This window comes from Rhodoferax sp. ZS1R25 (assembly GCF_056521335.1).
In genome coordinates, this window is sequence record NZ_JBWMAZ010000001.1 from 424,562 (window position 1) to 445,647 (window position 21,086).

At 60.9% G+C, this 21,086-nt stretch carries 17 protein-coding genes and 2 pseudogenes; 4 read left to right on the forward strand and 15 right to left on the reverse strand.

Features of this window, described 5'->3' with window-relative positions; genetic code table 11:
• Positions 1-14 precede the first annotated feature (14 nt).
• The gene (locus tag AC097R_RS01990; RefSeq protein WP_479595926.1) at positions 15-473 is read right to left on the reverse strand and encodes a winged helix-turn-helix transcriptional regulator; all 459 of its coding nucleotides are present in this window, start codon (positions 471-473) and stop codon (positions 15-17) included.
• 126 nt (positions 474-599) lie between these two features.
• Here AC097R_RS01990 and AC097R_RS01995 point away from each other — a divergent pair, with 126 nt between their 5' ends.
• Complete coding sequence (locus tag AC097R_RS01995; protein ID WP_479595927.1) at positions 600-1,442, forward strand: SDR family oxidoreductase; 843 nt, start codon at positions 600-602, stop codon at positions 1,440-1,442.
• On the opposite strand, the gene AC097R_RS02000 is transcribed toward AC097R_RS01995, so the two are convergent.
• Together AC097R_RS02000 and AC097R_RS02005 are read right to left on the reverse strand one after the other, a co-directional pair.
• Positions 1,439-1,945, reverse strand: coding sequence for a DNA-deoxyinosine glycosylase (locus AC097R_RS02000; protein WP_479595928.1), 507 nt, complete (start codon positions 1,943-1,945; stop codon positions 1,439-1,441). The genes AC097R_RS01995 and AC097R_RS02000 overlap by 4 nt on opposite strands.
• A 6-nt stretch (positions 1,946-1,951) precedes the next feature.
• Complete coding sequence (locus AC097R_RS02005; protein ID WP_479595929.1) at positions 1,952-2,266, reverse strand: rhodanese-like domain-containing protein; 315 nt, start codon at positions 2,264-2,266, stop codon at positions 1,952-1,954.
• A gap of 82 nt (positions 2,267-2,348) precedes the next feature.
• Here AC097R_RS02005 and AC097R_RS02010 point away from each other — a divergent pair, with 82 nt between their 5' ends.
• A complete protein-coding gene (locus AC097R_RS02010; RefSeq protein ID WP_479595930.1) occupies positions 2,349-2,930 on the forward strand; it encodes a TMEM175 family protein in 582 nt (193 codons plus the stop codon).
• 6 nt (positions 2,931-2,936) lie between these two features.
• On the opposite strand, the gene AC097R_RS02015 is transcribed toward AC097R_RS02010, so the two are convergent.
• From AC097R_RS02015 to AC097R_RS02040, 6 genes are all read right to left on the reverse strand, one after another.
• Positions 2,937-5,111, reverse strand: a complete 2,175-nt coding sequence (locus AC097R_RS02015; RefSeq protein ID WP_479595931.1) for an alpha-galactosidase — start codon at positions 5,109-5,111, stop codon at positions 2,937-2,939.
• A gap of 2 nt (positions 5,112-5,113) precedes the next feature.
• Positions 5,114-6,214 (reverse strand): ABC transporter ATP-binding protein, encoded by a 1,101-nt coding sequence (locus AC097R_RS02020; RefSeq protein ID WP_479595932.1) that lies wholly within the window; start codon positions 6,212-6,214, stop codon positions 5,114-5,116.
• A gap of 16 nt (positions 6,215-6,230) precedes the next feature.
• Positions 6,231-8,477 (reverse strand): glycoside hydrolase family 2 protein, encoded by a 2,247-nt coding sequence (locus AC097R_RS02025; RefSeq protein WP_479595933.1) that lies wholly within the window; start codon positions 8,475-8,477, stop codon positions 6,231-6,233.
• Positions 8,478-8,488: 11 nt separating this feature from the next.
• Entirely contained in the window at positions 8,489-9,307 is an 819-nt protein-coding gene (locus AC097R_RS02030; RefSeq protein WP_479595934.1) for a carbohydrate ABC transporter permease, read from the reverse strand.
• The gene (locus AC097R_RS02035) at positions 9,307-10,197 is read right to left on the reverse strand and encodes a carbohydrate ABC transporter permease (RefSeq protein ID WP_479595935.1); all 891 of its coding nucleotides are present in this window, start codon (positions 10,195-10,197) and stop codon (positions 9,307-9,309) included. Before AC097R_RS02035 ends, AC097R_RS02030 begins: the two co-directional genes overlap by 1 nt.
• Before the next feature lie 66 nt (positions 10,198-10,263).
• Complete coding sequence (locus tag AC097R_RS02040; RefSeq protein ID WP_479595936.1) at positions 10,264-11,538, reverse strand: ABC transporter substrate-binding protein; 1,275 nt, start codon at positions 11,536-11,538, stop codon at positions 10,264-10,266.
• A gap of 351 nt (positions 11,539-11,889) precedes the next feature.
• Between AC097R_RS02040 and AC097R_RS02045 the strand changes: the two genes are divergently transcribed.
• On the forward strand, positions 11,890-12,906 hold the full coding sequence (locus AC097R_RS02045) for a LacI family DNA-binding transcriptional regulator (RefSeq protein WP_479595937.1): 1,017 nt from the start codon (positions 11,890-11,892) through the stop codon (positions 12,904-12,906).
• A gap of 246 nt (positions 12,907-13,152) precedes the next feature.
• Here the strand turns inward: AC097R_RS02045 and AC097R_RS02050 are convergent.
• The 6 genes and pseudogenes from AC097R_RS02050 to dnaA all read right to left on the reverse strand — a co-directional run.
• A pseudogene (locus tag AC097R_RS02050) lies at positions 13,153-13,291 on the reverse strand (IS30 family transposase); the annotation flags it as partial.
• 736 nt (positions 13,292-14,027) lie between these two features.
• The gene (locus AC097R_RS02055) at positions 14,028-14,834 is read right to left on the reverse strand and encodes a metallophosphoesterase (RefSeq protein WP_479595938.1); all 807 of its coding nucleotides are present in this window, start codon (positions 14,832-14,834) and stop codon (positions 14,028-14,030) included.
• A 76-nt stretch (positions 14,835-14,910) separates the two neighbouring features.
• Positions 14,911-15,147, reverse strand: a pseudogene (locus AC097R_RS02060) (IS21 family transposase); the annotation flags it as partial.
• A gap of 196 nt (positions 15,148-15,343) precedes the next feature.
• Positions 15,344-17,947: a DNA topoisomerase (ATP-hydrolyzing) subunit B gene (gene gyrB / locus AC097R_RS02065; protein WP_479595939.1), complete on the reverse strand. Its 2,604-nt coding sequence runs from the start codon at positions 17,945-17,947 to the stop codon at positions 15,344-15,346.
• An 84-nt stretch (positions 17,948-18,031) separates the two neighbouring features.
• A complete protein-coding gene (gene dnaN, locus AC097R_RS02070) occupies positions 18,032-19,138 on the reverse strand; it encodes a DNA polymerase III subunit beta (protein ID WP_310343590.1) in 1,107 nt (368 codons plus the stop codon).
• Between the two features lie 122 nt (positions 19,139-19,260).
• Complete coding sequence (dnaA, locus tag AC097R_RS02075; RefSeq protein WP_479595940.1) at positions 19,261-20,673, reverse strand: chromosomal replication initiator protein DnaA; 1,413 nt, start codon at positions 20,671-20,673, stop codon at positions 19,261-19,263.
• Between the two features lie 262 nt (positions 20,674-20,935).
• Between dnaA and rpmH the strand changes: the two genes are divergently transcribed.
• On the forward strand, positions 20,936-21,070 hold the full coding sequence (gene rpmH / locus AC097R_RS02080; RefSeq protein ID WP_006299042.1) for a 50S ribosomal protein L34: 135 nt from the start codon (positions 20,936-20,938) through the stop codon (positions 21,068-21,070).
• The last annotated feature ends 16 nt before the right edge of the window (positions 21,071-21,086 follow it).

Below are 21,086 nucleotides of genomic sequence, written 5' to 3' on the forward strand. Positions count from 1 at the left end.
CCGGCTGGCGTGGGCTAGGCGGGCGATGCCTTGGCCGTGCTGGGCGCCGGCCGCTGGCTGAGCCGGTACACGCCGGCTTGCGGCTCAGCGTCCTTCTGCGCCGCAGTGTCATAGGCGGCCTGGGCGGCCCACACTGCATCCATATTGCTCTCGGCCCAATGGGCCAGCACCGACACGGTTTGGGTCAGCGTGCTGCCCAGCGGCGTCAGCGTGTACTCCACGGTCACGGGGCTGGTCTGGAAGACCTGGCGCGCCACCAGGCCGTCGCGCTCCAGCTTGCGCAGCGTTTGCGTCAGCACCTTTTGGGTGATGCGCTTGACGTCGCGCTTGAGGGCATTGAAGCGCAAGGGGCCGCCCTTCAGCCGGTCCAGGATGAGCAAGGCCCATTTGTCCGCCAGGCGCTCCAGCACCAGCCGGGTGGGGCAGCGGTCTTCGTACACATCCAAAGACATGTTGTTCGGGTTCATGGACATGGGGGCTCCTGGCTGGGGGTGGTTTCCACAAGGAAACCTGGTTACGTTGAAGTGCGTTCTTTCGCAAATTCCAACGCATGGCAAAAATATACCTGGTTTCTTTTAAATACCTAAGGAGTTTGCATCATGAGCGGAAAAATTTTGGTAATCGGCGCGGGCGGCAATGTGGGCCGCCCCTTGGTCAAGGCCCTGCGGGCGCGCGGCGAAGTGGTGCGGGCGGCCAGCCGCAGTGGCGCATCAGTCGAGGGCGCCGAGGGCGTGGTGTTTGACTTTGCCAACTTCGCCACCGTCGCCCCGGCGCTGGAAGGCGTAGACCGCGCCTACCTACTGTTACCCGCCGGCTACCTGGAGGCGACCCAGCTGCTGCTGCCTGTGGTGGACGCTTTAGCCGCGCGCAAGATCAAGATCGTGTTCCAGAGCGCCATTGGGGTGGACGCGGACGACTCCATTCCCTACCGCCAGGTGGAGCTGGCCGTGGAGCGCGCGGGCGTGCCCTTCGTCATCCTGCGGCCCAACTGGTTCTCGGACAACTTCCACACCTACTGGAAAGCCGGCGTGGCCCATGGCCAGATCGCCGTGCCCGCCGCACAAGGCAAGTCCAGCTTTGTTGACGCGCGCGATATTGCCGACAGCGCGGCCGCTGCCCTCACTTCTTCCCAGTTTGACAACCGCGCCTTCAACCTGACCGGGCCGGAAGCGCTGGGCTATGCCGAAGCCGCCACGCTGCTGACCGAGGTGCTGGGCAAGCCCGTGGCCTACACGCCGATGGAGGATGCGCCTTTTGTGGAGATGCTCGCTGGTGCGGGCGTGCCGCGGGGCTATGCCAGCTTCCTGGCGTCCATCTTCTACCCTGTGCGTGAAGGCTGGACGGCGGCGCCCACCGATGCGGTGCAAACCCTCACCGGCCGTGCTCCGCGCTCCCTGCGCACCTATGCGCAGGACAACCGGGCGGCTTTGCTGGCGCCTTAACGCACCAGCCCGTGCCGCTCCATCACCTCGCGCCAGGCGGCCAGCTTGCGCTCAAACGTCCAGCTGGCGTTGGCCGGGCTGGTGCTGGGCAGCTTGTAGACCGGCACGCCCAGGGTCTGGGTGTGGCGCGCGTGCTTGTAGCTCTCGCCGCCGTTGTGGGCAATGGCCTGCAGCTGCGGTAGTTGCAGGCCGGCAATGTCGTTGACCACGGCATCGCGGATGGCGGTGTCCAGGCTGCCTTCGCGCTGGCAGCTGGCGTACACATCCCACACGCCCAGGCCGCGCTCCAGCAACCATGCGCTACGTTTTTCATAGCTGTTCGCGCCCGTTACATGGGGGCTAGAGGGCCAAATGGCTTGCAATATCTTCCAGAACTGGTTCTGCGGGTGGGCGTAGTACTGCTGGGTTTCCAGCGAACGCACGCCCGGGAAACTGCCCAAAATTAGCACCCGTGTGGCGGATGACACCACGGGTGCCAACCCGGTCAGCAGTGCAGTGGCCACGGCGCCTTACTTCTTGGCCAAGGCCTTGCGCGCCTGCTCGATGCCGCCCGCGTTCTCGGCCTTGCTGTAGCCCAGGTCCTTCAGCGTGGTCAGCGCCCGGCCACTCAACACGCCCGACTGGCAGTACAGCTTGATGGTGTCGTCCTTGCCAATGCCGGCCTTGGCCACACCCTGGGCGATGTTGCCGTGTTCGATGTTGATGGCGCCATCCACATGGCCCGCCGCGTATTCCTGGGGCGTGCGCACGTCGATCACCACGTCTTTGGCCTGGGCGCCCAGGCTGAGCAGGGCCAGCATGCAACCGGCAAGCAGTGTTTTCATACGGTGTCTTTCTTCAAAATGTGCCAACGGCAAACCGCCATTGTGGACAATTGCCAAAACCCCTGCAGCCCGGAGCCCCTCGATGAACAAAACCCGACTCGAAGCCTTTAGCGATGGCGTGATCGCGATCATCATCACCATCATGGTGCTGGAGTTCAAGGTGCCGCATGGCCAGGAGTTTGCTGACCTGCTGCCGCTGTGGCCCATCTTCCTGAGCTATGTGCTGAGCTTCGCCAACGTGGGCATCTACTGGAACAACCACCACCACATGCTGCACGCGGTCAAGCAGGTGAACGGCGCCATCCTCTGGGCCAACCTGAACCTGCTGTTCTGGATGTCGCTGATGCCGTTTGCCACCGCCTGGATGGGCGAGAACCACTTTGGCGCCGCACCCGTGGCGGTGTATGCGGTAGACCTGCTGATGTGCGCCATCAGCTACACGCTGCTGCAGGCGCAGATCATCAAGTCGCAGGGCGCGGATTCCTTGCTACATGTGGCCGTGGGTAACGACCGCAAAGGAAAGATATCGGTGGCCAGCTACGTGCTGTCCATCCCGCTGGCGCTGCTGGGCTACCCCTGGTTGTCCGGCATCCTGCTGGCCGCCGTGGCCTGCATCTGGTTCATTCCTGACCGGCGGATTGAGAAGAAGCTGGTGGGCGAGTAAGCCGAGCTACTGCGGAATAAACCGCAACCGGTAGATCAGCGCACTCTCCGCATTCATGCGCGGCAGCGGCAAGCCCACCGCGGCCAGCCAGGCGCCGTGCGCCGTGGGCGGCAGGGCCTGCTGCGCACCGGCGGCCAGGGCGGCGTCGTTGAGCGGGCTGCTGGTCCACTCGGGGGGCGTGGGGTCCAGCCGTTCGATGGTGTAGTGGGCGGCCGGGCGCAGCATGGGCAGGCGCAGTGGCGGTGTGTTGCGGTGGCCGGTGGGCGTGGTGCGGTAGACCAGCAGCAGCACCTCGCTGGCATTGGCGTCGCCATGGGCTTGCCACAGCACGCCGTCGCCCGCCTCGCCCAGCCACACCTGGCCGGTGTGCAGGCGGTTGCGCAGCTGCTTGTACAGGCCCACCCAGCGGCCCAGTGCCATGCGCTCGTCGTCGCGCATATGGCGCACATCGGCCTCTATACCCAGGTGGCCGCTTAGCGCCACGCCGGCGCGAAAGTTCAGGCTCTGGCTGCGGCCCGTGGTGTGTGCGGGCGCGGGGCCAATGTGGGCGCCCAGAATCTCGGGGGGCAAAAACTGCAGCGCACCGCGCTGGATGGCGACGCGCGACAGTGCATCGTTGCAGTCGCTGGTCCACACGCGGTGGGTGTGGGCCAGCACACCCATGTCCAGCCGGGCGCCGCCGGAGGCGCAGCTTTCAATCTCCAGCTGCGGGTGGGCGGCGCGCACGCGGTCCAGCAGCGCGTACAGCGCATGCACGAAGCCTCTGTAGGCCGGGCGGCCCAGCGCGTTGCCTGCGGTGGTCAGGTCGCGGTTCATGTCCCACTTCAGGTAGGCAATGGGAACGTTCTGCAGCAGGGTGTCCAGCTTGGTGAACAGGTAGTCGGCCACCTCGGGGCGGGCCACGTCCAGCACCAACTGGTTGCGCATGGTGAGCAGGGGCCGGCCTTCGAGCTGCAGCGCCCAGTCGGGGTGGCTGCGGAAGAGCTGGCTGTCGGGGTTCACCATCTCGGGCTCCACCCACAGGCCAAACTCCATGCCGAGTTCGTTCACGTAGTTGGCCAGCGGCTGCAGGCCGTGCGGGTACTTGCCAGCGTCTGGCCACCAGTCGCCCAGTGCGGCCTGGTCGTTGTGGCGGCCCTGGAACCAGCCGTCGTCCAGTACAAAACGCTCTACGCCCACGCTGGCTGCGGCGGTGGCCAGCGCGCGAATGTCTTCGGTGCGGTGGTCAAAGTAGACCGCCTCCCAGGTGTTCAGGTGCACGGGGCGCGGGCGCATGCGGCCACCGGGCCAGGGCAGGCGGTTGCGCACGGTGGCGTGGAAGTTGGCGGCCAGACCGTTCAGGCCCGTGGCGGCGCAGCTGGCAAACAGCGTGGGCGTCTGCAGAGATTCGCCCGCGGCCAGGCGCACTTCGCTTGGCGCCAGCCATTCGCCCATCTGCCATAGGTACTGGCCGTCATGCAGCCACTCAATCGCCTGCTTGTGGTTGCCGGACCAGGCCAGGTGCGCGCCATACACGGTGCCCGTGTGTTGCGTGGCGCCCAGCGTGGTGACCACGGCGCCCGGAAAGCTGTCGTGCGAGGTGCGGCCACGCCGGTTCTCGCGCTGCCACACGCTGCGCGAGAGCGTGTCCACCTGGAGCTGGAATTCATTGGCCCATTGGCCCGCGTACGAACGCACGGCCTGGGCGTCGCCGGGCAGCGGCACGGTGCCCGCGGCCAGCCAGTGCACGTCCAGCACATCACTGCCGTCGTTGAACAACTCACTGCGCAGCTGCAGCACATCGTGCGCGTCCAGTGCCATGTGCAGTACCAGGCGCAGCTGGGCCACGCTGTCTGTCAGATGGACGGCGATGCTTTGACCAGCCACCAGCGTCTCGATGCGGCAGGCCGTGAACTGCTGCGCAAACTGCTGCCCACCGCGGTGCGCCAGCAACGCGCTCTGGCCGTACCAGCCCACGCCAAAGGTGGGCGCCACGGTCAGCGGCTGGTCAAACTCCATGCTGCTAGGCGGTATCGGGCGGCCATCGCGCAACGGCGCCAGGGGCACGCAGTGGTCCGGCAGGCGCGGACCCCAGTAGCGCCACAGCGGCGCCTCATGGGGGCGCACTTCCAGCACCACGGTGCTGTGGGTGCCGTGCAAAACGGTGAATGCGGCGGAGGCCTCGGGCGCGTGGGTGGGCATGTTCAGTTGCAGTAAATACGTTGGCCGCTCTTGTCGAACAGCAGGGCCTTGGCCGCGTCAAAGCGCGCCTCCAGCACCTGGCCCGAACGCAGGCTGCGGCCGTGCTTGGTCTCGATGACCACCATTACGCCACTGCTGGAGCGGGCGTAGGCAAAGGTTTCGCCGCCCAGGTGCTCCAGCATGTCGATGGTGACGGGCAGCGTGGCGCTGCCGTCTTCCTGGAAATGCTCGGGCCGCACGCCCACCGACACCTCGGTGCCGACGGCGGGCAGGTTGCCGTCCAGTGGCAGGGTCACCACCGCATGGTCAAAGCCCGCCAGGGCGACCTGGCAGGCGTTGGTGCCGTTGCTGCGCGTGTGGCCGGTCACCGTGCCGTCAAAAAAGTTCATGCGGGGCGAGCCGATGAAGCCCGCCACAAAGGTGTTGGCCGGGTTGTCATACAGCTCCAGCGGTGCGCCCACCTGCTCCACCACACCGGCGCGCAACACCACGATTTTGTCGGCCAGCGTCATGGCTTCCACCTGGTCGTGCGTCACGTAGATGATCGTGCTGCCCAGCTCGCGGTGCAGGCGCGCAATCTCGATGCGCATGTGCACGCGCAGCTCGGCGTCCAGGTTGGAGAGCGGTTCGTCAAACAAAAATACCTGCGGGTCGCGCACGATGGCACGGCCAATGGCCACGCGCTGGCGCTGCCCGCCCGACAGGGCCTTGGGTTTGCGGTCCATCAGCGGGCCCAGGCCCAGGATGTTAGCGGCCGCGTCCACCTTGGTGGCCACCTCGGCTTTGGCCACACCGGCGTGTTTGAGCGCAAAGCCCATGTTCTCGCGCACCGTCATGTGCGGGTAGAGCGCGTAGCTCTGGAACACCATGGCGATCCCGCGCTTGGACGGGTCCACGTTGTTCATCACCTGGTCGCCAATGCGCAGCTCGCCACTGGTGATGTCTTCCAGGCCCGAGATGGCGCGCAGGAGGGTGGACTTGCCGCAGCCCGAGGGGCCGACAAAGACCACGAACTCGCCGTGCTTGATGTCCAGGTCCACGCCGCGGATGACGTCGATGTTGCCAAACGACTTGCGGACCTGGGTGAGTTTTACGTCTGCCATGCTGTGTTCTCCTCGTTCATTCCGCGCGCAGCGCCAGGCGCTGTTCGCCCAGGCGGCGGGTGCGGATGCGCACCGCAATGTCGCCTACGGCGCCGGTGGTCTCGATCCAGAAACCGGTCACGCCGCCCTTGATGGGCAGGCTGTCAGGGCCCAGCAGCTTGGCGGCACCGCTCACTTCCACGGTGGCAATGTCGTCCAGGAAGGGCAGCACGCGGCCTGTCTGGTCCAGCGCGCGCACGATCACGCGGGTGGCGTCTTTCTCACCCGCACGCAGCGTGGTGTCGTCCACCTGCACCTGAAGCGTGGTGGGCAGTGGGTTGCCGGACACGGCCACCGTGGCCACGGCCTTGCCGTTGATGTAGCCCGTGAACGTGGCGTCGCGCCACAGCATGCCCCAGGCGCCCAGGTCGTTCATGTTCACATGGCGGCCGTCAAAAATGACGGGCGCATGCGGCAGGTGCGGGTAGAGCGCGCGGTCGGGTTCAGCGCGCTTGGCAGGGAAGTCGCCCACCTTCAGTTCCACATAGTCGCAGTTGGTCAGCACGATGAGGGGCAGCACCTCGCAGCGGTCCTTCTCGCCACGGGCCCAGTAGGTTACGGGCTCCAGCACGATCTGTTCGGCGGGGCTGCACTGGCTGGCGTACACACTGGCGGCAAACTTGGGTTCGCGGAAGATGTCCATCACGCCGTGGTGGCAGATGCGGTCGCCCGCGCCAAAGTCTTTGTGCGTGTTGTAGTCAAACATGCACCAACCAATGGCGCCGCTGATGACCGGGTTGCCATAGGCCACGTCCAGCACCTGCAGGTGGCGGGTGACGTGTTGGGCCTGGCGGTCTTCGGGGTCGATGCGCTTGGTGGGGTACATGTGGCCGGTGTGCTCGGTCACCAGGTAGGGCACCTCGTGGTCCAGGCCGGTCACAGCGCGCGGTGCACGCAGCGGCACGGGGTCACGCCCGGCCAGCCACTCGGGGCCTGCGCCGTTGAAGAAGTCGTTCATGGTGTACACGTCTTCCAGCAGCTCGCTGTTGTCAATGCAGCGGATGCCGCCGATGGGGCGAGAGGTGTCCAGCGAGCGCGCCATGGCGTTGGTGCGCACATAGAAGTCGTGGTTGTCGGCTGACTCGTTAATGCGCACGCCCCAGCAAATGATGGAGGGGTGGTTCCAATCGCGCTCGATCATGCGGCGCGTGTTCTCCACCGACTCGTCCTGCCAGGCCTGGCCGCCAATGTGCTGCCAGCCGGGGATTTCTTCCAGTACCAGGAGGCCAATCTCGTCACAGCGGTCCAGAAAGTAGGTGGACTGCGGGTAGTGCGAGGTGCGCGCCAGGTTGCACTTGAGCTCGTTTTTCAGGATGTCGGCATCTTTCTCCTGCGCGCGCTGGCCCATGGCGTAGCCCACGTAGGGGTAGCTCTGGTGGCGGTTCAGGCCACGGATCTTGAGCGGTTGGCCGTTCAAGAAAAAACCTTCGGTGGTGAAGGTGGCGGTGCGGAAGCCAAAGCGGGTGCTGAGCTGGTCTTTGCCGGCCGATGTGGTGGTGGTCACGCGCACCAGGTAGAGCTGGGGGGCGTCCAGCTCCCACCGCTGCAGGCCGACGAGTTTGTCAAACGCCACGCTGAAGGTGTTGCCCGACACGTCGGTGCTTTGCTGCTGCAGCACCGTGCCGTCCACCTGGCACAGCTCCACCAGCGCAGTGCCGGTGAATGCTGCTTGGGTGGGGTTGGCGATGAAGCCAGTCACGCGCACGCCCTTGGCATCCGTCAGCTCGCCCGAGGTTTCCACCTTGAGGTTGGCGATGGACACGGCATCGGCCAGCTTCAGCCACACGTCGCGGTAAATGCCGGCGTAGGTCAGGTAGTCGATCTGGCCACCAAAGGGCGGAATCTCGGGGTTCTCGGTGCCGTCAATCTTGACGGTGATGAGGTTGTCACCTTCCTTCAGCAGGCCGGTGAGGCGCGCGCTAAACGGCGTATAGCCGTCCTTGTGGGCGGCGACCTGTTGGCCGTTGACCCAGACCACGCTGTTGGCCATGGCGCCGTCAAATTCGAGCGAGATTTCGCGGCCCGCAAATTCGGGCTGCCAGGCCAGCGTGCGCTGGTAGCCAAATTCCTTTTGGTAGCTGCGCTCATCCAGGTAGGTCATCTCCAGGTCCACTGCGTTGTGCGGCAGGCGCACGGTGGCGCCGGGGGCGGCTTGGGTGATGAGGTTGGAAGAGAACGAGGTGTGGAAAGTCCAGCCCGTGTGGAGCTTGGTAATAGAACGCATGTGAAAAAACCTTATTTGACGGAGCCCAGCATGCCCTGTACGAACTGCCGTTGCATTGCGAAGAAAACGAGGAGAGTGGGAATGGTGGCCAGCACCGTGGCAACCATGGTGACGCCGAAGTCCGGTGTGTAGGCCGAGCCGAGAGAGGACAGCACCAGGGTGATGGTTTTGAGTTCGTTGGATTGCAAGGCGATGAGTGGCCACAGGAAGGCATTCCACGACGCCATGAAGGCGATGATGAAAGCCGCTGCGTAGGTCGAACGCATCACCGGCACATAGACAAACAGGAAGATCTGCCATTCCTTGAGGCCATCCAGACGGGCGGCCTCGCGCAGTTCCGAGGGGAAGGCTTTGCTGCTTTGGCGGAAGTAGAAGATCAGGTACGCAGAAGCGACCACTGGCAAGATGACCGCCATGTGCGTGTCCAGCATGTCGAACTGGGCCATCAAGGTGAACAGCGGAATCATGAGCGCCGCAAAGGGCACCATCATCGACAGCAACACGACTTTGTAGATGCGCTCACGCGATGCCGAGCGGAACACTTCAAAGCCGTAACCTGCAATCGACGAGACCGCCAGTGTCAGCACCGTGCCAACAATGGCAATCTTGGCAGAATTCCAGAACACCAAGGGCACGTCATACAGCGAGGCGAACTTGGCGTAGTTGTCGAACAAGGCACTGCCGAAGGTGATCTTGCCTTTGGTGACATCGCGGCTAACGTTGGTGGCGCTGATCGCCATCCAGATGAAGGGGAAGATCGACATCAGGGCCATGACGCCCAAGAAGACGTAGACCACCATCCCACGGAGTTTGTCGAGCACGGTGTTCATTAATCACGCTCCCGGGCAAGGTAAAACTGTGCCACCGCCATGACCGCTACGAGAGCCACAATGACATAGGACACCGTAGCCGCGTAACCAAAGTTGGGCACGTAGCGGAAAGACAGGTTGTAGATATACAGCGACAGCGACAGCGTGCTGTCGGCGGGGCCGCCTTGGGTGATGTTCATCACCTCATCGAACAGCTGCAAGGTGCCGATGGTCGACGTCACCGTGGTGAACAAAATCACCGGCTTGAGCATGGGGATGGTGATGGACACAAAGCGGCGGAACGCCGAAATGCCATCAATACGGGCGGCCTCGTAGATCGACTTGTCGATGTTTTGCATGGCCGCGAGATAGAACACCATGTTGTAACCGGTCCAGCGCCAGGTGAGCGCGGAGATGATGACGGTGCGCGACCAGAAGGGGTCGGTCATCCACGGAATGGGGGTGTCGAGCAGGCCAATGTGCAGCAGCGTCGCGTTGACAATGCCGTCGTACGAAAACATGCTTTTGAACAGTACCGAGTACGCCACCAGCGAGGTTACACAGGGCAGAAACACGGCGGTGCGCAACAGGCCGCGAAACTTCAGGTTCGGCATGTTCAGGCACGAAGCCATGACCAGCGCGAGCACGATCATGATGGGCACCTGAATGACCAGGAAGATGAAGGTGTTCGTAAGTGCCCGCAGGAATATCGGGTCGCTCCACAGGCGCACCACGTTGTCAATGCCCACAAAGTGCACCATGGTGCCTTGCCCCGCATGCGTGGACATCCACAGCGATCTGAGAATGGGGTAAACCGTGAAGGCTGCCATCAGCAGCAAGGCTGCACTGATGAAGGCCCAGCCATTGATGTCGTAAAAGCGCCGGTAGTTGGGCGCGGGGGGGTGCCGCATGAAAATTTCCTCAGGCAATCCAAAAAAGGGCGGAACGCACCGCGTCCCGCCCCTGCCAACAAGACCTTACTTGATCTGTGCGGCGAGTTGCTGCTGGATGTTGTCCAGGATCTTGTCCACAGGTGTGCCGGAGATCAGACCGGGCAACTGGGCAGCCACAGCGGCGTCACCTTCGTAGGTGTAGATGCCGTAGTTCACGCTAGGCACCTTGCCCAGGTAATCGCTGAACTGTTGCCAGACCTTGGCGCCGCCAAAGAAGGCATCAGGCGCGGAGTATTCCTTGCCGTTGCGCGAAGCCAGCAGCGTGCCCACGGCACCGCGGGATTGCAGGATGGTTTGGTAGAAGTCCACGTCCTTGGCATACACCTCGTTGAGGAAGTCCACCGCAGCAGCCTTTTCCTTGCCACTGGAGAGCACGTACCAGCTGGAGCCGCCCAGGTTGGACGCATTGGACGCGCCGGGAATGCCCAGGGACGGCGTAGGGGCCACAGCCCACAGGCCGGACTGGCTCTTCTCGGACTTCACCGAACCGGTGATCCACACGCCGGTGGTGATAGAGGCCACGTCGCCGCTGTTCACTGCGCCCACGTATTCAGCCCAGCCGGTGGTGGGCTTGACGATGCCGGACTTGAACAGCTTGGCCTGGATTTCCAGCGCGGCTTTCAGGGCGGGGTTGCCCTTGATGTCGAGCTTGCCGTCTTTGTCGAAGTACCAGCGGCCGCCGGATTGCATCATCACGCGGACCAGGCCGTTGTCATTGGGGTCAATGCCGAGCATCTTCTTGCCGGTAGCGGCTTCGACCTTTTTGCCGATTTCGATGTATCGGTCCCAGGTGATGTTTTGCATGTCTTTTTCAGCAAAACCGGCCTTGGCCAACAAATCCTTGCGGTAGTACATGCCGGTGACACCCGAGTCGAAGGGCAGGCCGTAGACCTTGCCGTCCAGGGTCATTAGGTCGACCTTGTATTTGGCGAAGCCCTTGTAGTCCACCTTCCCGGACATGGATTCGAAAGCGCCGGGGAAGGCGCGCAGGTACTTGGGTGCGTTGTAGTCTTCCACCAGCACGATATCGGGCAGGGACTTGGTCACGCCAGAGGCCAGTGTGGTCTGCAGCTTTTGCTCCAGATCGGCCTTGGCCATGTCCACGATCTTGAACGTGGTGTCCGGGTGCTTGGCGGTGTAGCGCTTGCCCGCCTCTTGCATGATGGCGATGTTGAAGTTGGGGTCCCAGGCCCAGATGGTGACTTCCTTGGCGGAGGCCGTGGTGGTGGCCATCAGGCCTGAGCTGCCGAGAACAATGCCGGCCATGGCGGTCAGCGTGGTGCGTTTGGTGAAATTCATGGTTTGGTTTTCCTGTCTACGTCTGTAAATGTGGTCAAGCCGTTTGCAGTGGATCACTGGCGTTGTGGGCTTGTTGTCTCCAAGATTGGTGTGATGACTCCGTCTCGACTGGCATCCTTTCGTAAATTTAAGCGGTTAAATTTTTAGCCCGACCCCAGGCATCCATGTGCTGCATTTCCAGGGCCTGGCGTTTCTATCAGGTCCTGGTGGGATAGCCGCTAAATTAAATTTAAGCGGTTAAATTCAGCAATTTTTGTAGTATACCTACAGCTGTTCCGAAAAAGACCACGACCAAGGGTAAGTCCTTAATGCCGTTTTTCTTATCTCAAACGCAGGTAACCAGCATCCCCCATGGCCACGCTCAGTGATGTCGCACGCCTGGCGGGGGTGACCACCGCCACGGTGTCCAACGTGTTGCGCAACACCCAAAAGGTGAAACCTGCCACCGTATTGAAGGTGCAGGAGGCCATTGCCGCAACCGGTTACCGGCCCAACCTGATGGCGCGCGCGCTGGCCGAGGGCAAGTCGTCCATGGTGGCGCTGGTGGTGCCCGACATCACCAACCCGTTCTACCCCGAGTTTGTGGCCGTGGCCGAGCGCGTGGCGCGCGACCGCAACTACTTCCTCATGGTGTGCAACACGCCCGAGCGGCCCGACATCGGCCGCGCCTACCTCAAGCAGATCACCGGCACCCTGGCCGGTGGCGTGCTGGTGCTGGACACCGGCATCACGCCCGAAGACGTGGAGCAAATCAGCAACCGGCGCGCGCCCATTGTGCTGGCGTCGAACGAAGCCATTCACTACAGCGACCAGGTGCCCCACGTGGTGTTGGATTTACACCGCGCCGGCGAGATTGCTGGCCAACACCTGGTGGAGTTGGGCCACACCTGCATGGGTGCCATCGTGGGCTGTGGCCTGGCCGGGCGGCAGATTGTGCGGCTCGGCGGGTTCGAGAGTGCGCTGCACGCCGCGGGGCTGACGCTGCTGGAAGAGAACACGCGTGACACGCCCGACACCATCGCCGGTGGGCGCGCTGCCGCCGAATCGCTGCTGGACGCCAACCCGAACATCACTGCCATTTTCGCCACCAACGATTTGATGGCCTACGGCGCCGCGCAGGTGCTGGTGGAGCGCGGCATTGCGGTGCCGCAATCCATGTCGCTGATTGGTATCACCGACATTCAGCTGGCACGCGACATGCGCCCTGGCCTGACAACCGTGGCGCTGCATACAGAGATCATGGCCACCATGGCCATCAACCTGATGCTGGACCTGATCGAAAACCCGGACCACCAGCCACGAAGCGTGAAGGTGCCGGATCCGTTGCTGGTGGCGCGGGCTTCGACGGGCCCGGTCAGGAGCGCTTAGCCGGGAAGTTTGCTATCAAAATAGAAGCTTCTGGCGCATAATCCACGCGGGGCGGACTCAAAAGACCAAGTGAAACACAAGCAGAGCTTACAGGATGGTGTCAGGAGAGAGGTCAAGCTTGGCTAGCCATTGGCCGCAGAACGCCAATGGAGTCAATCAGCCCAATGCCTGGGTGGCCTCACATTCATCAAACCAACGATCCCGTATAGCTGCTCCTGACTGTAGCCCAACAAGGCCTTCTCGGTTTGGCAGGAACTGGCGCACTAGGCCATCGGCATTTTCGTAGGTGCCTGAATATCGCCATGGACTGCGTGGATCAAAAAAGTAAACGATAACCCAGATGTTGGCGGTCGTTTGCCACGTCCCGTCCCCGGTCATAGGTCAGTATTTGACGCATTGGTTTGCCCATACCATTTAGCTGTCCGTAAACGCTTACAGCAAGTGGGCCGCAGTGGCTGGGTTTGGCTGAGGTAGCTTGATCAACATCAAAAGCCTTTCGCTGCGCTTCACCAGGGGGCATGACGCAAAAAAGTCGCTCGCGCCTCTGATTGAGTCGCCTTCTTAGTGCTCCGGAAACTGGCGCTCGTCCATCTCGGGCGGTTGCCAGAGAACGATCAAAAGATCGCGATTTGTCCGCGAGGGTCTTAGCCATGCGAGCGAGGCCAGCACTTGGTGTTGTAGGCGTTTTCGATGAATGTCTCGCAGCTAGCTAAGTCCACCGCATGGACCTTTAGTATCCTCACAAACCGCTCAGCCTGCACATTGCTATGCGGGATACTAGACGAATTCATAGAACCCCATAGTCCGGCCTGATGCAAGGCATGCCAATAGGTCTCGCTTGCATACTGGCTGCCGCGATCCGTGTGGCAAATTGAACTCGGTGGTGGATGTCGGCTCTTCTGAGTCGAATGTAGCGCCGCCAGCGCTCGTGGGGTATGAACGCGACTAGAGATCGTTTGACCCACAATCTTTCGATTGCGCGCATCCAAGATGGCCGGCGAGTCGGGATCCAAATCAGAAAACCAACAGTAATCAGTACCAACTGAAAATCAATTGTGTGCGTGGCAATATCACTTCCGTTGCATCCAGCAAACTGTATGAAGTGCCGACTTTGTTCTACATCAGCTTACGGAAATCACCAGTCCTTTGTCGAAGGATGGGTTCTCGAACACGAAGTCCTCTTTGGAAGTCACCAATGTTCGGTTGCGGACGTAGCCCGCCGGATTTGCTACAACGCGGCATCTGCCTATCCGGTAATCAAAGGAATCGTGCACATGGCCGTGCAGCCAGAGGTCAACACTGGGCATCAGTTGAGACAAATCGCTCACGTATGCCGCATTGAGTTTGTGCCCCAGATACCGGGGATGGAGAGACAAAGGATGAGGCCCATGGTGGGAAACAACCACAGTCTTTCCTTCAAATGGCTTACCTAACTCTTCGGCCAACCATTGACGTGACACCATATGCTGTTGCAAGGCATCCTGTGGCGTAAAGAGTCCTGAATCTGGGTGAGTGCGGTGGTGATCCATCTCGCGCCGTTGGATTTCTTCCATCACGTAAGCCTGCGAATACATGGACCGCAAGCAGTAGTCCGTCCATAGCGTGCATCCAAGAAAACGAACACCGCTTATGACAACGACATCTCGCTCAAGATAATGGATACCAGTGATGGTCGACAATTCCCGAAGGCGGTGGTCCACGACGCTTAGCGACCCCTCATAGAACTCATGGTTGCCGGCTACGTAGACGATGGGGACATTTCTGTCCGCGCTCCATTGCGCGAAAGTGTCCATACCCAGAGCTCCCTTGTGGATATCTCCAGCGAGAACCAGAACGTCGGCATCTTGCGCTGGGGAGATCAATCGCTCATTTGGCCAACGCGAATGCAGGCGATCCAGATGGAGGTCAGAGGCGAGTTGGATTTTCATGGGTAAGGTAGATATGAGCAAACGATGTTGAATTGCGTTGAAGCCTGTCTCAATCTTTTCATCAAATCAAATTGCACTGCCGCTGCCGCGACTTTGTTGCCTCCACCCCCAGCCAAGTGGCCAGCTTCTCAGCATACGGATCGAGCTTGCTTGAGCGCACCCGCTTTGCGTAGGTGGGCTCAGCCACGTCGGATCGCAAATACTTCTTCACGGTGTTGCGAGCCATGCCTGTATGCCTGGAAATCTCGCGGATGGACATGTTTTCTCGCAATGCCCAACGCCTGATGAGATTCAATGCCGCCACGTTTATCAATCCTAAGCTCCTCTGCTTTAAAAACTAGCAGGGTAGGGCTAACGCGGATCAATTTTGGCTGGAAATAACTGCCCGAACTGGATCAGTTTTCAACGAAAATCAACAACCCAACAACCCAACAACCCAACAACCCAACAACCCAACAACCCAACAACCCAACAACCCAACAACCCAACAACCCAACAACCCAACAACGCTAAACGTCAATATTCCCCGCTCGCAGCGCGTTGGTCTCAATGAATTCACGGCGCGGTTCCACTTCGTCACCCATCAGCATGGTGAACACGCGGTCGGCTTCGATGGCGTCGTCGATCTGCACCTTGAGCAGGCGGCGTACGGTCGGGTCCATCGTGGTTTCCCACAACTGGCTTGGGTTCATTTCACCCAGACCCTTGTAGCGCTGGCGGCTGGTGCCGTTCTCGGCTTGTGTGATCAGCCAGGCCATCGCTTCGCGGAAGTCGTTGACCTTTTCTTCCTTCTGGCGCTCGCCTTCGCCACGCATCACACGGGCGCCTTCGGACAACAAACCCTTGAAGGTGTTGGCGGCTTCGGCCAACGCCGCGTAATCCGCGCCGTGCACAAAGTCTTGGGTCAGCACGCTGCTCTTCACGTTGCCGTGGTGGCGGCGGCTGATGCGCAGAATCGGTTTGTCAGTGCGTGTATCAAATTCCCCCGCCACTTCGGCGTCGGGCAGTCGCGCTTGCAATGCGGCCGCAGAGACTTCGGCGTCGGCCACGGTGTCTAGGTTAAGCGCCACACCATCGGCCACCGAGCGCAGGGCTTCAGCGTCCATGAAGTTCTTCAGGCGCGCGATCACGGCCTGTGCGACTTGGTGCTTGCGCGCCAGTTCAGACAAGGTCTCGCCGGAAATCGTGGTGCCGTTGGGGCCACCGGTGAACACCGACGCGTTGACCAGCGCAATGCGCAGCAGGAAGTTGTCCAGATCGCCCGCGCCTTGCAGGTACAGCTCTTCCTTGCCGGCCTTGACCTTGTACAGCGGTGGTTGCGCAATGTAGATGTGGCCGCGCTCGACCAGTTCGGGCATCTGGCGGTAGAAGAAGGTTAGCAGCAGGGTGCGGATGTGGGCACCGTCCACGTCGGCATCGGTCATGATGATGATGCGGTGGTAGCGTAGTTTGGCGACGTTGAAGTCGTCATTGCCGGTGGAGCCACCGGCCTTGCCGATGCCGGTGCCCAGTGCAGTGATCAGCGTCAGGATTTCATTGCTGGTCAGCAGCTTTTCGTAGCGTGCTTTTTCCACGTTCAGAATCTTGCCGCGCAACGGCAGGATCGCCTGGAACTTGCGGTCGCGGCCCTGTTTGGCGGAGCCGCCGGCGGAGTCACCCTCGACGATGTAGATTTCGCACATCGCCGGGTCTTTTTCCTGGCAGTCGGCCAGCTTGCCGGGCAGGCCCATGCCATCCAGCACACCTTTGCGGCGGGTCATGTCGCGGGCCTTGCGCGCCGCTTCACGAGCACGGGCGGCTTCGATGATCTTGCCGACGATGATCTTGGCGTCGTTCGGGCGTTCCTGCAGGTAGTCGGCCAGCAGTTTGCTGACGATATCTTCTACCGGGCCACGTACTTCGCTTGATACGAGTTTGTCCTTGGTCTGGCTGGAGAACTTGGGTTCGGGCACCTTGACCGACAGCACGCAGCACAGGCCTTCGCGCATGTCATCGCCGGTCACTTCCACCTTGGCTTTTTTGGCCAGCTCGGTGTCGTCGATGTACTTGTTGATGACGCGGGTCATCGCGGCGCGCAGACCGGTCAGGTGGGTGCCACCGTCGCGCTGGGGAATGTTGTTGGTGAAGCACAGCACCTGCTCGTTGAAGCCGCTGTTCCACTGCATGGCCACTTCGACTCCGATGTTGGTGCCCTGGTCGCTCTGGCGGTCGCCCATGGCGTGGAAGATGTTGGGGTTCAACACCGTCTTGCCCTTGTTGATGAAGTTCACAAAGCCCTGGACGCCACCCGCACCGGAGAAGTCGTCTTCCTTGCCACTGCGTTCGTCCTTCAGGCGGATTTTCACGCCGTTGTTCAGGAAGGACAGCTCGCGCAGGCGCTTGCTCAGGATTTCGTAGTGGAAGTCGTTGTTTTCTTTGAAGATGTCGGTGTCAGGCAAAAAGTGCACTTCGGTGCCACGTTTTTCGGTGTCACCAATCACCTTCATGGGCGAGACTTCAATGCCGTTTTGCGTCTCGACGATGCGGTTCTGCACAAAGCCTTTGCTGAACTCCATCACATGCACTTTGCCGTCGCGGCGGATCGTCAGGCGCAGCATCTTGGACAGTGCGTTCACGCAGGACACGCCCACGCCGTGCAGTCCACCAGACACCTTGTAGCTGTTCTGGTTGAACTTGCCGCCGGCATGCAATTCGGTCAGCGCGATTTCGGCCGCCGAGCGCTTGGGCTCGTGCTTGTCGTCGAGCTTGATACCGGTGGGAATACCACGGCCGTTGTCCACCACGCTGATGGAGTTGTCGGAGTGGATGGTGACCAGGATGTCATCGCAATGGCCAGCCAGCGACTCGTCGATGGAGTTGTCCACCACTTCGAACACTAGGTGGTGCAGGCCCGTGCCATCCGACGTGTCACCGATGTACATGCCGGGGCGCTTGCGCACCGCTTCCAGGCCTTCCAGGATCTGGATGGAGCCTTCGCCATAGGCCTCGGTCGCGCCGGCCTGGTTGGTGTCGATGGTGGGCTGGAAGTTGGAGCTGTCTGAGCCGGCATCGCCCGTATGGACGAGGCCATCGTTGTTTTCAGGGGCGGGAACAGACTTGTTTTCTTCGGTCATGGCTAACTTTCTCACGATTCTTTAATGACCAAACCCCCGAAGGCCGGGGGTTTGGTTGTGCGGGCAGCTACTGTTTTTGTAGCGTCAGATCCTCATGGGCATCACGACGTACTTGAAGGTCGCGTTGTCGGGAATAGTGATCAGCGCCGAGCTGTTGCCGTCCGACAGCTCCACTTTCACCATGTCCTGGCTCATATTGCTCAGGGCGTCGATCAGGTAGGTGACGTTGAAGCCGATCTCGATGCTGTCACCACCGTAGTCGATGTCCAGCTCGTCCACCGCCTCTTCCTGTTCGGCGTTGTTGGACGCCACACGCAGGCTACCGGGGTCTATGTTCAGGCGTACGCCCTTGAACTTGTCGCTGGTCAAAATCGCGGTGCGCTGCAGCGTGGCCAATAGGGCAGTGCGGCCCAGCGTGATGCCGTTCTTGTGGTTCTTGGGGATGACGCGGTTGTAGTCAGGGAACTTGCCCTCTACCAGCTTGGTGACGAACTCCATGCCATCAAAAGTGAACTTGGCTTGGTTGTTGGCAAACTGCATTTCGATCGCGCCTTCGGCATCGCTCAGCAGGCGCTGCAGTTCGATCACGGTCTTGCGCGGCAAGATCACTTCCTGCTTGGGCACTTCCACGTCCAGGGTGGCAGAGGCAAATGCCAGGCGGTGGCCGTCGGTCGCCACCAGGCTGAGCTGCTTGCCTTCGGCCACGAACAAAATGCCGTTCAGGTAATAGCGGATGTCGTGCACCGCCATCGCGAAGGACACTTGGCTCAGCAGGTCCTTCAGGGTTTTTTGCGGCACGCTGAAGACGGGGCCAAAGCTGGCGCTCTCTTGCACCAGCGGGAAGTCTTCGGCCTGCATGGTCTGCAGCGTGAACTTGCTCTTGCCGCCCTTGAGGATGATCTTGCTCTGGCTGGACTCCAGCGACACGGTCTGGTCACCGGGCATGGTGCGCAGGATGTCGATCAGCTTGCGCGCACCGATGGTGGTGGTGAAGTTACCGGTGTCACCACCCAACTCAGCCGTGGTGCGGATCTGGATTTCCAGGTCGCTGGTCGTTAGCTGAATGGATGTGCCCGTTTTGCGGAGCAACACATTGGCCAGGATAGGCAGCGTATGGCGGCGCTCGACAATACCGGCTACGGATTGCAGAACCGATAGAACCTTGTCTTGCGTTGCCTTCAGTACGATCATGTCAACCTCTTTTTGAAACTCAGTCATGGATGCCATGCCAAAAAAGCACGGCATTTACGAACAATCCCACCATTTTCACCTTTTTTGACAGTGACTTGCGGGGGGCGGCACTTGTTTTTGTATCAACCCTTGAGCGTTTGCTCCAGTACATGGAGCTGCTGGTTCAGCTCGGTCAGCTGCTGGCGCTCTCCCCCGATTTTTCGTACGGCGTGCAGCACCGTGGTGTGGTCCCGCCCGCCAAACAGCTCGCCAATCTCGGGCAGGCTCTTTTGGGTCAGCTCCTTGGCTAGGTACATGGCAATCTGGCGTGGCCGGGCAATGCTGGCGGGCCGCTTCTTGGAATACATGTCCGCGACCTTGATCTTGTAATAGTCAGCCACGGTCTTCTGGATGTTTTCCACAGAAATCTGCCGGTTCTGGATGGACAGCAGATCGCGCAACGCCTCACGGGCCAGCTGGATGGAGATCTCTTTCTGGTTGAAGCGCGAATACGCCAGGATCTTGCGCAGGGCGCCTTCGAGTTCGCGCACGTTGGAGCGCACGTTTTTGGCGACAAAAAACGCCACCTCTTCAGGCATTTCCGAGCCCTCGGCGCGCGCCTTGTTGATCAGAATCGCCACCCGCATTTCCAGCTCGGGCGGCTCAATGGCCACCGTCAGGCCCGAGTCAAACCGCGAGACCAAGCGCTCATGGATGTCGGTCAAACCCTTGGGGTAGGTGTCGCTGGTCATCACGATGTGCGACTTCTTGGCCAGCAGCGCCTCGAAGGCGTTGAAAAACTCTTCCTGGGTGCGGTCTTTGTTGGCAAAGAACTGCACATCGTCAATCAACAATAAATCCAGGGAGTGGTAGCGCTCCTTGAATTCGTCGAAAGTTTTGCGTTGGTAGGCCTTAACCACATCCGAAACAAACTGCTCTGCATGGATGTAGAGAACTTTGGCGCCCTGCTTGTCCGCCAGCAGGCGGTTGCCCACCGCGTGCATCAAATGGGTCTTGCCCAAACCCACGCCACCGTAGATGAACAGGGGGTTGTACAAATGCCCCGGCATGGTGGCCACATGCATGGCCGCGGCACGCGCCATGCGGTTGGCAGTCCCTTCCACCAGGCTCTCAAAGGTCAGCAAGCTGTTCAGTCGGTTCTTCGGCCCACCAGCCATGCGGTCTTCACCGACATAGGCTTCTTCAATCACGGCAGCCGGCTCGGCCGCGCGCGGGGTAAAGGTTGATTTTGCGGGGGCTTCCCGCGGAGTAATCGCTAACTCAACCTGAACGGCCTGGCCGTACAGTTTCTCCAGCAAACCTGCGATGCGGCCGCTGTACTGTGCCCGTACCCAGTCCAGTTTGAAGCGGTTGGCCACAAAAATGGTGACCTTGGAGATGTCGTCCTGCACCTGTGCCGTAAGCGGCTTGATCCAGGTATTGAACTGCTGTTCCGGCAATTCCTGCGCGAGCTGATCGACGCAGCTTTGCCACAGGCTTTGGCCGAGTTCGAGGCCGCTGGAATCGGAAGAAGAGTGGGGGTGTCCCTGGGTCATTAGGTGGTCAGCTTCTGTGGATAGTTATTGTTTGCTGCGGGCTGGATTGTAATTTATCAAACCTTTATCCACATTTTTTGTGGGTAAGTGAAAAGTTCCAGCGTTGCACACTGTGTGTGGCCTAAGGTGTTGCCGGCATTCAGAAAATTTGCGATAATCGCGGGTTCCCCTGATTGTGTTCGGGGCGATTAGACCGACATCTGTGCCTTGCTCTCCTTGTGGAGTGGGTACGGATACCCACTGAGCCTGTTAGGAATTTCACATGAAACGCACGTACCAACCCTCCAAAATCCGCCGCGCACGTACCCACGGTTTTCTGGTTCGCATGAAGACCCGCGGTGGCCGCGCCGTCATCAACGCACGCCGCGCCAAAGGCCGCAAGCGTCTGGCCGTCTAATCTGCGCGAATTCTGC